Below are 14,005 nucleotides of genomic sequence, written 5' to 3' on the forward strand. Positions count from 1 at the left end.
GCAAACACAAACGAAAGACGACGCAAAAGTCTTCGGTGCGGATTTGCGGCAGGCTGGACCGGTAGCGCCCCCCGGCCTGCCCGGCGGTCGCGCTGCTTTCGTTTTCACGCCCCTGCACCGAGGTGTCCGATGACCCAACGCAGCCTTTCCCTGACTCTTGGCTTCTGTGCCGCACTGGCAGCACCGCTGACCATTGCTGCAACGCCACAACCCTTGCCGGCCGGAGCGGCCGGCTTCGACGCCCGCCATGTCGAGCGTGGCGACTACGCCGGCCGCCGCCCGCTGGCCGCATCGCGGCTCGGCGAGGCGGCACCGGCGGCCGCCGGCCGCGGCACCGGCATGCCGGCGGCCTGGGCGGCACTGGGTCCCTACGGCGGCGACGTCACCAGCGTGGCCGTCTCGCCGGTCGACGCCGCGCTGGTCCTCGCCGGCACCGCGCCGGCCAATGGGGGTGGCGGCACGCTGTACCGCTCGGTCGACGGCGCCGCGAATTGGACGGCCGTTCCGGCGATGACCTTCCGCAGCATCTTCGACATCGAGTTCACGCCGAGCGGCACCGCCTATGCGGCCACCGACGGCGGCGTCTGGAGCAGTTCCGACCAGGGCGTCAACTGGACGCAGCACAACCTCGGTATCGGCACGGCCCAGCTCGTCACCGACCTCACGATCGACCCGACCAACCCGTCGGTGATCTGGGCCGGCGTCGACGACGCCTTCGGCAGCCAGCCGATCAACCTGGTGCGCTCGACCGACGGCGGCCTGACCTGGAGCAACGTCACGCCGCCCCGCTCGACCGCGATGAGTGCCACGGCCGTCGCCGTCGACCCGACCAATTCGCAGAACGTCGCCGCCACCTTCGCCGGCTGGATCGGCGGCACCGAGCTGTGGGTCAGCACCAATGGCGGCACCACCTGGACCAACCGCTCGGCCGGCCTGCCGAGCAACCCGCTGCGGGCCGTCGTGCTCGACGGTTCGCGCCTCCTGGTCGGCGGCGGCCAGATGTTCGGCTCGCAGTTCGTCGGCCTGTACCTGTCCAACGACCTGGGCCAGAACTGGAGCGCGCTGCACGACGAAAGCTGGCCGCTGCTGTGCGTGACCGACATCGCGGTGGACCCGAACGACCCGCAGACGATCCTCGCCTCGATCGACGGCGCCGGCATCAACCGCTCGACCGACGGCGGCAACACCTGGGAAATCGCGGTCGGCGGCAGCTCGATCCTGTCGGCGCAGTCGGTGCGCTACGCCCCCGGCAGCTCGCAGACCGTGCTGGTCGGCGCAGCCTCGCTCGGCGTGTACCGCTCGACCGACGGCGGCGACGCGTTCGCCGCGTCGACGATCGGCATCGCCGAGCTGGCGCTGTACGCGGTCGACACCAGCCCGACCGATCCCAACCTCATCGCGGTCGCGTTCCAGGGCAACAACAACGGCGGCGTGCTGAGCTCCAGCAACGGTGGCATCGACTGGACCGCCGAGTCCGTGCCGCCGACGCGCTACAGCAGCGTCCGCTTCGCGCCGGACGGCACGCTGTACGCCCTGTCGGCCGGCCCCAGCTCGGTGGCGCCCGAAGGGCTCTACCGGCGCAACGGCGACGGCAGCTGGACCAGCCTCGGCCCGGACCAGGGCACCCTGTTCGAATCGGACCTGATCACGATCCGCTTCGGCACCACCGCCTCGACGATCTACCTCGGCGGCGCCGACTTCGGCGTGGCCGGCTCCGAGCGCACGGTCTGGCGCTCCGTCGACGGCGGCACGACCTGGGCCAAGACGCACGAGGGCACCGACGGTGACAAGGTCGCCGACATCGAGAGCGTCGCCGGCCGCGGCGGCCAGTACCTGGTCGCGACCTACGACGGCCCGGCCGGCGGTGCGCTGCGCTCGAGCGACGGCGGCCTGAGCTGGACCGAAACACGCAACGGCCTGCCCGACTTCGCCCGTTTCGGCCGGCTCTGCTCCACCGCCGCCACGCCCGGCACCATGTACATGTCGATGTGGGACTCGTGGGGCACCGGCGCGATCTACCGCAGCACCAACGACGGCGCCAGCTGGACCCGTGGCTGGACCGGCGGCAACCTGTCGGACGTCGCCTGCCATCCGCACGAGCCGGGTGTGCTGTACGCGGCCCAGCAGAGCGCCGACGCGGTGATCCGCTCGACCGACGGCGGCACCAGCTTCACGCCGTTCGCGACCGGCCTCGGCGCGGCCGGGGCACCGGTGGAGCTGGCCCTGTCCAAGACCGGCGGCCTGCCGCTGCTGTACCTGGCCACCAGCCGCGGCAGCTTCGTCACCCTGCGCGATCCGTCCAGCGAAACGCTGTTCGCCGACGGCTTCGACTGAACGATGACATCCTCCGCCCTGGCGACACCGGGCGGATTCGCAGCCGGAGCGCCGCCCACAGCGGCGCTCTGGTCACGCGCGCACGCGGCGATTACCCTCGCCCCGGTGACACGACGGCTGCGCTTCGGCTCCCATCTGATCGACCTGGCGACACGCGAGTTGTCCGAGGACGGCCGCCTGCGCCCGTTGTCGCCGCGCGTCTTCGACTGCCTGGCCTACCTGATCGAGCACCGCGACCGTGCCGTCGGCCGTGACGAGCTGATGGCGGCGGTCTGGGGCAAGGCCGACGTGGCCGATACCCAGCTGGCGCAGGTCATGCTGAAGGCACGCCGCGCGATCGGCGATTCCGGCGAAGCGCAACAGATGATCCGCACGGTCGCCGGCTTCGGCTACCGCTGGGTGGCCGAGGTCGTCGCCGAAAGCGACGACCCCGAACCTCCGCCGGCCGCCGACGCCGGCATCACGCCGGACGAAGCGCCGGCCGCCGGCCCGGCGGCGATCCCGGCACCAGCGACCGAGCCGGCCCCCCGGCCGACTTCGCCCGACCGCCGGTGGTGGGGTGCGGGCGCGGTACTCGCGCTGGTCCTCGCCGGCCTGGCGGCGCTCGCCTGGCAGCGCCAGCGCCTGGCGAGCGCACCGGCGGTACCGCCCCCGGCCGCAACCACCGCACCGGCCGGGTCCGTCCCGCCGCAGGCCGACAACCTGGTCGCGGTGCTGCCGGCCACGGTGGACGCCCCGGCCGAATGGTCCTGGCTGCGGCTGGGCGTCATGGAATTCGTGGCCGGCCGCCTGCGCCATGCCGGCCAGCGCGTCGCGCCGAGCGAGAACGTCGTCTCGCTGCTGCGGTCGGGCACCGACGCGGCGGCATTGGCCGAACGCGTGCAGCGCACGCTCGAACCGCGCTGGCAGGTGGTCCCGCAGATCCGCCAGGCCGATGCCGGCTGGACCGTGAACCTGGAGCTGCGCGAGCGCGGCGGTGCCCCGCGGGCATTCCCGGGACGGGCCGACGACGCGATGACCGCGGCGCGGATCGCCACCGACCAGCTCCTCGGCGCGGTCGGCGGCACCGCCACCGAGGCGGCGACACCGGCCGCCAGCCCGGACGCGGAGGAGCGCCTGTCGCGCATCGACGCCGCCCTGCTGATCGACGACCTGGAGACGGCGCGGCGCCTGGTGCTGGCCGCCCCCGCCGCGGTGCGCGCCACGCCGGAACTGCGGCTGCGCGAGGCGGAGATCGACTTCGTCGCCGGCCGCAACGAGGAGGCCGGCCGCGTGCTGGCGCGCCTGCTCGACGACCTTCCCGCCGAAACCTATCCGCTGCTGCGGGCACGCGTCGTCAGCGGGCTGGGCGCCGTGCACGTGCGCCTGGGCGAGATCGCCCAGGCCGAGCGCGAGACCACCGACGCACTGGCCCTGCTCGAGAGCCACGGCGACCCGGCCCTGATCGGCAAGACCCATATGCGGCGCGGCGTCGCCCGCAGCCTGCTCGGCCGTCACGACGATGCCCTGGCCGACTTCGCGCAGGCGCGCATCGCGATGCAGCTGGCCGGCGACTCGCTCGGCCTGGCGCAGATCGAACTCAACGAAGGCGCGCTCAACGGCATGCGCAACCATCCGGCCGCCGCGCTCGCCAGCTTCGAGCGTGCCGCCGTGCAGTTCGAGCGCTTCGGCATTTCCGGCGAGCTGGCGGCCGCCCTGGCCAACCAGGTCGTCGCGCATCGCGCGCTGCTGCAGCCCGCCGCCGGCCTCGCCACCAGCGAGCGCGGCCTGGCCCTGCTCGCCGGACCGCTGAACGTCGAGACCGCCCAGCTCATCAAGCTGCGGCGCGCCCAGGCCCTGGTGGACTCGGGCCGGTGGCGCGAGGCCGATGGCCTGCTCGAGGAACTCAGTCGCGCGATCGACACCGCGCGCGAGCCCGGGTCGGCGCTGCTGGTCGCGATCGAGCGCGCACGCGTCGCGCTGGCACGCGGCCAGGTCGAGGACGCGCTGGCGCTGGCCGCACCGGCCAGCGCGGCGACGACCGGCCCGGACCTGGACAGCGCGCGCGCCGACGCCTGGCTGATCTCGCTGCGCGCCTTGCGCCGGCTGGACCGGGTCGCCGAAGCGACGCAGGCCGCGCAGGCGTTCTCGACCTGGGCCGAGAGCACCGGCAACAGCTCGGTGCGCATCCAGGCGCAGCTGGCGCTGGCCGAGCAGGCCGTCGCCGAAGGCCGCCCATCGGCGGCCGATCCGCTGTACGCGCAGGCGCTCAGCGACGCCAACCGGCAGAACGTGCCGCTCGACCTGGCCGAGGTCGCGATCTCCTGGGCCGATACGCTGATCGCCCGTGGCGAGCTGCGCCGTGCCGTGCCGATCGTCGGCCAGCTGGACCGCTACGCGGCCGGCGACTTCGCCGCCGCCGCGCTGCAGGCCCGCCTGTATCGCGCGCTGGGCCAGGCGCAGGCCTGGCGCTCGGCGCTCGACCGCGCCCAGGCGCTGGCCGGCGAGCGTTCGCTGCCCCCCGATGCCGATCCGGAACCTGGCAAGCACTGAGCCGGCGGCAGCAGCCGGCCCGGCGAAGCGATCTCACGACCGCGGGTCGGCGGCCCGGCCGAGCACCCGATGCGGCCAGCCGGTGTATTCGATCAGGTAAAAGGTGGTGTCATCCCAGCGCTTCGCACCGACCGCCTGCTCCGCCGCGTCGACGTGGCGGGCCAGCCAGTCGGGTAGGTCCGCGCAACCGGAAAAGCCGGCGGCCACGTACGGAAACGGCGCGGCGGCGGCGCGCGACGTGTGCACGTACACCGCATCGCTCGCGGAATCGTCGGCCGCCACCGACACGAACAGCTGCAGATCATGGCGGCGCACCCACAGCCGGTCCGCCAACTGCGCGAATACGCCGAAGAGCCGGCGGAGCACCACTGCCTGGCGTCCGTCCCCGTGTTGCCGTAGCCGTGAGGGTCCGGGTGTGCATGCCACGGATCGAACGTGCCGGACGCGTCGAAACGCGACACGACCCGCTCGGCCTCCCTGGCCAGCCAGCGCTCGAGGCGCGGCAGCTCCACGGAACCGGCCGGCCGGTTCCGGGCCCGCCCGGCGGGCCTCCTCAGTAGCTGCGGCCGTCGAACGGAATGCGCTTCAACGTGTCCAGCTCGACGCCTTCCAGGCAGCGCACGTTGATGGCGGCGGTGGCGCGACCGTCGGGGCCGGTGCCGAAGCCCAGCGGCGCGCAGCCGCAGTGCGTGCAGAAGCGGTGCTGGATGTGATGCTTGTTGAACGTGTAGGTCGCCAGGTCCGCTTCGCCGGAGCGGAACGTCACCTGCTCGCGCGGCTGGAACCACAGCAGGTAGCCCTTGCGGCTGCAATGTGAGCAGTTGCACTCCACGACGTCGCCGATCGGGCCTTCGACGGCGACGTCGAACGCGACCCGTCCGCAATGACAGCTTCCCGAATACATGTCCGGCGCTCCGCAGCGTGATGGAGCGGCGACTATAGGCGCCCCGTTCGGATCCGGACAAGCGGCTCGCGCCGACGCCGGCCACCGCCCCCGCCGCGGCCGGCTTGCGTGATCGGCCGCCGTTTTGCCTATTGAAGTCTATCTATCGATCCGCAGGGACGTCCCGCTCGCCGGGACCGTCGATGAACCGATACGCGCCGAGCGGAACGCGCCGTATCCCGTACGTTCCGGGGAAGAGTATGAACACAGCAACGATCGCACCGGCGCTCCTGGCGCTGCTGGCTGGGGTATGCGGCGGCCTGGCCGCTCCCGCGGCGGCGGCACCGCCGCGCTGGGACCGGCCGCCGACGGTGGCCGAAGCGCCGGCCGGCGACGCACCGGGCGAATGCAGCGAGGGTTTCGAGGACGTCGAGTCGCTGTTCGCCGAAGGCGGCTGGCTGCGCCGCAACACCAGCACGCTCGAGCAGGAATGGGACCAGGCCCTGATGCCGGGCAAGGGCTCCCGCTGGGAACAGAAGATCGAGTACCTCGATTCCAACGTCGAGGGCCTGTTCTTCAACGCGCATGCCGGCACGCCGCACTCGGTGATCTTCACGAGCCTGTACGCGCACTCGGTGCTGATGATACCGGGCACCGGCACCGGTACCGGCGTGCTCAGCAACTGGCTGGTCACGCCCGAGATCACGTTCCGCCCCGGCATGCGCCTGAGCTTCTGGACGCGCAAGGGGTTCTACGAGTACGCGCCGATCTGGGCCGACGCACCGGATCGCATGGTGGTGCGCCTGTGCACGACCGGCGACTGCAGCGACGTGGGCACCGGCCCTCACGACACCGGCGCCTTCACGACGACGCTGCTGACGATCAATCCGCAGCTGGGCATGAACGACGACCCGGCCGGGCTGCTGGGCTATCCCTACAACGGCTGGCGCCAGTTCACGCTGACCGACCTGCCCGCATCGGGCACCGGACGCATCGCGTTCCAGTACTACGTCACCGGTGCGATGGACGTGGAAGGCGCATTCTCCGGCGTCGGCAACGGCAACATGATCGCGCTCGACAGCGTCGAACTGCACGGCGCCGGGGCATGTCCGCTGCGGGCGACGCCGCTGTTCGCCGACGGCTTCGAGCCTGGCGCGCCGCGCTCGATCACCCAGAACACGGGCACCTTCGCGCCGGTGGACGGCCTGGTCGCCACCTGCGTCGCCCCGACGTCCTGGCTGCGCCGCTTCGACCTCGACGGCGAGTTCGGCCTGGACGGGCGCGTGTCGGTCGACTCGGTCGATTTCGCCGTCGAGCGCAGCTACAGCACCGTTCCGGTCGAGGTGCGCCTCTATGCGATTCCCAACGAGGCGGACTTCGTCTATGCCAACCTGGAGCAGATCGGCGCGCGCACGATCACCGTCGACCAGAACGACCGCCTGTCGATCCGCACCGTCGCCGTGACCGGCACGGTGCCCGATGCGGCCACCCACGACCTGGTCGTGGAGATCCGCAAGAACGAGTTCCACCGCGAGTTCTACGTCGGCTTCAACGCGCAGACGCAGACCGCCCCGTCGTACATGGCCTTCCGTGGCGACAACTGCGGCGACCATCCCGAGCCGACCGACATGGAGAACATCGGCGGGGCTCCGGACGCGAGCCTGCTGCTGCGCGTCAACCTCGCCGATCCGGCCGCCGAAACCGGATCGCGCTGACGTCCGGCAGAACGCCGTGCCGCCCCTTCATCCATCGATCGATCCCTCGATCAGGAGTCCCGTCCGATGTCCGTCCTGACCCTGTCGCGGCCTGCGCTCGCCGCTGCCGTCCTGCTCGCGCTGGCCACCCGCGGCGAGGCCGCCCCGCCCCTGCTGCACACCCTGCCGCTGCAGGCACCCGCCCCGGAAACGATCCAGAGCCTGCGCGAGGACGCGACCCTGCTGGTGCTGCAGGCCGGCGCCTTCGATCCGCTGCGCGAACGCATCGCGTTCCCGGCGGCGCGCGCCGCAGCGCGCGCGGATGCACGCTACGGCATCGTCCAGTACCGCGCCGGGCAGTCGGCGGCGGCACGGGCCGCGATCGCGCGCGCCGGCGCCGAGATCGTCGGCCACCTGCCGAACACGGCCTTCCAGGTCCGCGGCGACGCCGATGCACTGGCGCGCATCGGCAACGCGCCGGCGGTGCGCTGGAGCGCCCCGTACCCGGCCGGCTTCAAGCTCGCGACCGGTCTGCTCGACGGCAGCGTGGCCGCGCGCCACGCGCCGTCGGGCCGCGTCGCGCTCGAGATCCACGGTTTCCGCGGGGAATCGATCGAGCGGCTGGTCGACGTGCTGCGGGCGACCGGCATCGACCTCGGCATCGGCACGCGTGCCGGCGCCTTCGACCTGCCCTCGGTCCGGGTGGATGTCCATCCGGCCGCGCTCGACGCCCTGCTGCTGGCCGCCTCGTCGATCGAGGGCATCGCCTGGATCGAGCCCTACCTGCCGGCCACCCTGCACAACCGCGATTCGGTCGGCCCGATCCAGGCCAACCAGGCCTCGTGCACCGCGCCGGACGGCGAAGGCGCCTGCGCGGACGGGCTGGACCCGGCACGCGCCACGCTCTGGCGGCGCGGCCTGACCGGTCACGGCCAGATCGTGGCGATCGCCGACAGCGGCCTGGACCGCAACGAAGACTGGTTCGCCGGGCTCGACCTGGGCGCCGGCCCGAACATCGCCATCACCGATGCGGACGATCCGGCACCCGCTCCGCTGGCGACCGGCGCGACCTACCCGGACCGCAAGGTGTACGCCTACTGGGTGCAGCCGGGCGCGAGCGCGTACGACAACAACCAGTTCTGCGAGGCCTACAACCGCTACCACGGCACGCACGTGACCGGCACCGCGGCCGGCGACGCCGCGCCGTACGCGAGGCCGGGTGCCGTCGACTACACCGACGGCGACGGCATGGCACCGGGCGCCCAGGTGCTGTTCCAGGACCTCGGCGACGATGCCACCGGCTGCCTGTCGATCGCCGATTTCGGGGCGACCCTGGCCCAGGCCTACGCCGGCGGCGCCGGCATCCACAACGACAGCTGGGGCAATTCCAGCGGCGGCTACTACGTCGGCCACGACGTCAGGGCCGATGCGGCACTGTGGTCGAGCGAGAACCTGCTGGTGGTCGCCGCCGCCGGCAATTCCGGACCGGAGGCCACCACCACCGGCTCGCCGGGCAATGCCAAGAACGTGCTGGCCGTCGGGTCGACGCGGCATGGCCACCTGACGGCGACCTCGGCGTTCTCCAGCCGCGGGCCGACGATGGACGGCCGGCGCAAGCCGGACATCATGGCGCCCGGCGAATCCATCGTGTCGGCGCGCGGCAACGACGACAACGGTGCCGCCGTGCAGGCACCGCAGACGCAGGCGCTCAGCGGCACCTCGATGGCGGCGCCGACGGTCACCGGCGGCGCCGCGCTGCTGCGCCAGTACTTCGGCGACGGCTGGTACCCGTTCGGGCGCGCGACGCCGCGCGAACGCAGCGAGCCGGCGGGCACCCTGCTCAAGGCCGCGCTGATCAACGGCACCGCGCCGATCTCGACCAACTGGCCCAGCCACAACGTCGGCTGGGGACGGATCTGGCTCGAGAACAGCCTCTACTTCCAGGGCGGCACGCGCGGCCTGCGACACTGGGTCCGCGACAACGGCGCCGGCCTGGAAACCGGCGACGTCGACACCTTCCCCGTGACGGTGGCCGCGGGCGAGGAGCTGCGCGTCACGCTGACCTGGTTCGATCCGGAAGCGGCGCTGGCGGCCAGCCCGGCCCTGGTCAACGACCTCGACCTGGTGGCGGTGGCGCCGGATGGCCGCCAGTACCTCGGCAATGTGTTCCATGCCGGTCAGTCCGCGACCGGCGGCAGCCCGGACCGGCTCAACACGGTCGAGCACCTGCGCGTGATCGCACCGGTGGCCGGCGCCTGGACGCTGCGCGTGATCGCGCACGCGGTTCCCGGCAATGGCCGGCCGACCAGCCACCGCCAGGGCTATGCGCTGGTGGTGGGCGCGCGCATGGGCGTGCTCGGCGACCGGCTGCTGGCCGACGGCTTCGGTGCGGACGATACGCCGGGCGTGGCCGCGCCGGCCTCGCTGCAGACGACCGGCAACGGCGAAGAGGGCGTGCGCATCGCGGCGCAGCCGGTGGCCGGCGCCGACGGCTACCAGCTCTACCGCGCCGACGGCAGCTGCGCGACCGCCGACCCGGGCCGCTTCCGCTTCGTCGGCCAGTCGCCGTCGGCGACGCTGCTCGACACGCGCAGCCAGGGCGGCGCCGCCTACGCCTACCGCGTCCGCGCCGTGAAGGACGGCGCGGAGGGACCGCTCTCGCACGCCTGCGTGGACGTGGTCTCCGCCGATGCCTGCTCGATGTCGCTGAACTTCGACGGCGACTCGCTGGCCGCCGCGTCGGCGCACGCGACCTGCACCGTCGGGCTGTCGTGGCAGCCGGCCACGGCGAACTGCCCCGGCAAGGCGGTCGCCTACCGGGTGCTGCGCGACACGACGCCGCTGTTCACCGCGCCCCAGGTCGTCGCGACCGTGGACATGCCGGCCTACAGCGACACCGATGTCGTCGACGGCCAGCCGCGCTTCTACCAGGTCGAGGCCTTCGACGAGGCCGGCAACACCACCCGCTCGCACATCATCGGCACCACGCCGAGCGGCACCGGCAGCACCGGCGCCGGTGTCTGGACCGACGATGCCGACACGCGCACGAACCTGCAGCAGCAATGGCCGTGGTCGATCACCAACGCCGCGGCCGCCAACGGCAGCTTCAGCTACCGCAGTGCGCCGGGCCCGGCTTATCCGGCCGATACCTGCGCGGCGATCGCCACCGTGCCGCTCACGCTGGCGGCGGGCACGCCGCAGCTGCGTTATGCGGCGCGCTACCAGCTGGAATCGGAATGGGACGGCGTGGTCGTGGAACTGTCGGCCGACGGCGGTGCCACCTGGACGCCGCTGGTGCCCGCCGGCGGCTACCCGGGCAGTTTCGCGCAGACGATGGACCCGCCGGTCAACGCCTGCGGCTATCCGGCCTCGCAGAGCGCGTTCACCGGCGAATCGGCCGGCTTCGCCGCCGGCCAGTTCGTCCAGATCAGCCACGACCTGAGTGCCTACGCCGGCCAGGGCGTACTGGTGCGCTGGCGGCTGAGCTCGGACCCGGCCATGCAGGCGGCCGGGTTCTACCTGGACGACATCCGCGTCGACGCCGAGCTGCCCGGCACGTGCCAGGCCGGTCCTTGAACGGACCGGGCGGCCGGCCGGCTTCCGATCACCTGCGCGGCGGACGCCGCCGCGCAGCGGGCACGGGTCCCGCCAGCCGCACCCGGCCACCGCTCCGATTGGACGCCGGTGCGCCGGTCATATCACTATGTCCGCCGGTCATCTCCGGCGGACAGGCAGTGGAACCCCTCGACGACATCACCCGCCTGCTCGACCAGGCCCGCGATGGCGAACACGAGGCGTGGACGCGCCTGCTGCGCTCGGCCTACGGCGACATCAAGCGGCTGGCGCGCCGGCAGCTGGCCCAGGGCGCGACGATGCCCACGCTCAACACCACCGGGCTGGTCAACGAGTGGTACCTGCGCGTGGCCGACGCCGGCGACGCGATTCCTGAAAACCGCCGGCACTTCTTCGCGTTGACCGCCAAGATCATGCGCCAGGTCATCTGCACCTACGCGCGCGAGCGGTCTGCCGCCAAGCGCGGCGGCGACCAGACGCGCATCGACATCGGCCTGGTCGACCGGGAGCTCAGCGAGCAGGCCCACCGCTTCATCGTGCTGGACCAGGCGCTGTCCCAGCTCGGCAAGGAGAACGAGGACATGGTGCGCGTCGTGGAATGCCGCTTCTTCGCCGGCATGACCGAGCCGGAGACCGCCGAGGCCGTCGGCATCCCGATGCGCACCGTGCAATGGCTGTGGGCGCAGGCGCGCGGCCGGCTCGCGCACATCATGGAAGAACCATGAGCGGCTCGACGGTCACCTTCGAGCCCGGTGGCGCGCTGCGCTGCCGGCTGGTCTCGACGATGCTGGTGGACACGCTGCCCGCGCTGGAGGCCGGTACCCAGATCGGTCCGTTCCGTGTGCTGCGGCTCGTCGGCCAGGGCGGCCTCGGCGTGGTCTACCTCGCCGAACGCGCCGACGGTGCGTTCGAGCAGCAGGTGGCGCTCAAGCTGATCGCGCCGGAGGTCGATCCCGGCGTCGCCGAGATCCTGCTCGAACGCGAGCGCCGGCTGCTGGCGCGCCTGCACCATCCGAACATCGCCCGCCTGCTCGACGGCGGCCGCAGCAGCACGGGCCTGCTGTGGTTCGCGATGGACGCGGTGCAGGGCGTGCGCATCGACCTGTGGTGCGACGAACGTGGCCTCGACGCGCGTGCACGCATCCGGCTGGTGGCCGAGGTCTGCACGGCGGTCGCCTATGCCCACGCGCGCCTGGTCGTGCATCGCGACATCAAGCCCTCGAACATCCTCGTCGACGACGCCGGCGTGCCGCGACTGCTCGACTTCGGCATCGCCGCGGCGCTGGACGACGCCAGCGACGATCCCGCGCGGCGCGCCTCGACACCCGGCTATGCCAGCCCGGAACAGCGCCGCGGCGATCCGGCCGGGATCGCCCAGGACATCTACCAGATCGGCCGGCTGCTGCAGACCCTGCTCGAAGGCCGGCTGTCACGGCACGAGCGTGCCGATGCCGAGGCGATCCTGCGGCGCGCGCTGGCCGAGCAGCCCGAGCACCGCTACGCCAACGTCGATGCACTGGCGGCGGACCTGCGCGCGATACTCGAACACCGCCCGGTCGCGGCACGCGGCAGCGCGCTGGCGTATCGCCTGGGCCGCCTGCTGCGGCGCCACCGCCTGACGGCCGGTGCGCTGGTGCTCGGTGCCCTGACCCTGGTCGGCGTGGTGGGCTATTTCCTGTGGAGCCTGGACCGGGAGCGCGACCGCGCCGAGCGCGAGGCACAGACGGCCCGGCACGTCAGCGAGTTCATGGTGGGACTGTTCCGTGCCGCCGACCCGGCGCTGCACGGCGGCCGCGTCCCGACCATCGACACGGTGCTGGCCGATGCACCCGAGCGCATCGAGCGCGAGCTGGCCACCGAACCCCTGGTCATGGCCGAGCTGCTGACCACGATCGGCCGCACCTTCGTGGCCTTGCGCGATTTCACGCGCGCCCAGCCGCCGCTGCGCAAGGCGGTCGAATTGACCCGCGCGCAGCCGCAGACCCCGCCGCTCGTGCGGGCCGAGCGCCTGCGGGCGCTGGCGATCACGCTGTACGACATCGAGCGGATCGACGAGCGGCGCGCGCTGCTGGTCGAGGCGATCGCCGGCCTGGACCCGGACTCCCGCGAGCATGCGCGCACGTACAACATCACCCAGCAGAACCTGGCGATGGCCGACCTGTCGGCCGGCGACAGGACCGCCGCGATCGAACGCCTGCGCCTGGCGCTCGATCATGGCCGCCGCCTGCTGGCCGAGGGCGAACCCTCGCTGGTCGCGGACCTGCTCGGCCTGGCCAGTGCGCTGGCCGAGGACGGCGATCCGTCCGAGGCGCTGGCGCTCTACCAGGACGCCTATGCCAGCGGCCGCGAATACCTGGGCGTACGCCATCCGTACACGATCCTGGCGGCCGGTGGCCTGGCCGGCAGCTTGGCGCGGGTCGGGCGGCACACTGAGGCGACGCAGCCGATGCGCGAAGCCGTCGCGGGGGCCTTGCAGCTCTACGGGAATCCCTCGCCGAACTATGCGCTGGCCCTGCTGCAGAGCGCGGAGGTCACCGCGGCCGCGGGCCGGCACGGCGAGGCCGTGCCGGTGCTCCGGCAGGCGCTGGCCGTCTGCGAGCAGCTGCCGCCCGGCAATGACACGCTCAGCGTGAACGTGCTGGAGGCCCTCGGCGATACGCTGCTGGCCGGCGGCGATGCCGTGGCGGCCGAGGCCAGCTACCGCCGCATGCTCGACCTCAACCGCGACGGCAGCGGTGCCCAGACACTGGATCGCGGCCAGCGGCCGCTCAAGCTGGCCGGCGCCCTCGCCGCGCAGGGGCGGTGCACCGAGGCGGCGCAGTGGCGGCAGACCGCCCGGCAGCGCGCCGAGCGCTTCCCACCCGATGCCGCACTGCGGGCCCGGCTCGATGCACCGCTGGCGGCGTGCGACTGACCTCCCGCTGCCGGTCCATCGGCGATTCAGGTGCAGGGACTAGGCTGCGGGGACCGAAGTCGTAGGGAGGTTGCC

At 72.7% G+C, this 14,005-nt stretch carries 8 protein-coding genes; 6 read left to right on the forward strand and 2 right to left on the reverse strand.

What is annotated here, in order from left to right:
- The first annotated feature begins 129 nt into the window (after positions 1–129).
- Positions 130–2,334 carry a WD40/YVTN/BNR-like repeat-containing protein gene (locus I596_RS15915; RefSeq protein WP_150132211.1) on the forward strand — a complete coding sequence of 735 codons (2,205 nt, stop codon included), beginning with the start codon at positions 130–132 and terminating at the stop codon, positions 2,332–2,334.
- A 3-nt stretch (positions 2,335–2,337) separates the two neighbouring features.
- A complete protein-coding gene (locus tag I596_RS15920; protein WP_083965650.1) occupies positions 2,338–4,866 on the forward strand; it encodes a winged helix-turn-helix domain-containing protein in 2,529 nt (842 codons plus the stop codon).
- A gap of 33 nt (positions 4,867–4,899) precedes the next feature.
- On the opposite strand, the gene I596_RS15925 is transcribed toward I596_RS15920, so the two are convergent.
- Positions 4,900–5,235, reverse strand: a complete 336-nt coding sequence (locus tag I596_RS15925; RefSeq protein WP_067650184.1) for a hypothetical protein — start codon at positions 5,233–5,235, stop codon at positions 4,900–4,902.
- Between the two features lie 184 nt (positions 5,236–5,419).
- Entirely contained in the window at positions 5,420–5,770 is a 351-nt protein-coding gene (locus I596_RS15930; RefSeq protein ID WP_067650187.1) for a GFA family protein, read from the reverse strand.
- A 239-nt stretch (positions 5,771–6,009) separates the two neighbouring features.
- On the opposite strand from I596_RS15930, the gene I596_RS15935 reads away from it, so the two are divergent.
- The 4 genes from I596_RS15935 to I596_RS15950 all read left to right on the forward strand — a co-directional run bounded on the left by I596_RS15935 (position 6,010) and on the right by I596_RS15950 (position 13,930).
- Positions 6,010–7,464 (forward strand): choice-of-anchor J domain-containing protein, encoded by a 1,455-nt coding sequence (locus I596_RS15935; RefSeq protein ID WP_067650190.1) that lies wholly within the window; start codon positions 6,010–6,012, stop codon positions 7,462–7,464.
- A 66-nt stretch (positions 7,465–7,530) separates the two neighbouring features.
- Entirely contained in the window at positions 7,531–11,019 is a 3,489-nt protein-coding gene (locus tag I596_RS15940) for a S8 family serine peptidase (RefSeq protein WP_067650193.1), read from the forward strand.
- A gap of 158 nt (positions 11,020–11,177) precedes the next feature.
- Positions 11,178–11,741 carry an ECF-type sigma factor gene (locus I596_RS18815; RefSeq protein WP_067650196.1) on the forward strand — a complete coding sequence of 188 codons (564 nt, stop codon included), beginning with the start codon at positions 11,178–11,180 and terminating at the stop codon, positions 11,739–11,741.
- The gene (locus tag I596_RS15950; protein ID WP_067650198.1) at positions 11,738–13,930 is read left to right on the forward strand and encodes a serine/threonine-protein kinase; all 2,193 of its coding nucleotides are present in this window, start codon (positions 11,738–11,740) and stop codon (positions 13,928–13,930) included. The genes I596_RS18815 and I596_RS15950 overlap by 4 nt, the downstream gene beginning before the upstream one ends.
- The last annotated feature ends 75 nt before the right edge of the window (positions 13,931–14,005 follow it).

Origin of the sequence: Dokdonella koreensis DS-123 (genome assembly GCF_001632775.1) — a bacterium.
GTDB lineage: Bacteria > Pseudomonadota > Gammaproteobacteria > Xanthomonadales > Rhodanobacteraceae > Dokdonella > Dokdonella koreensis.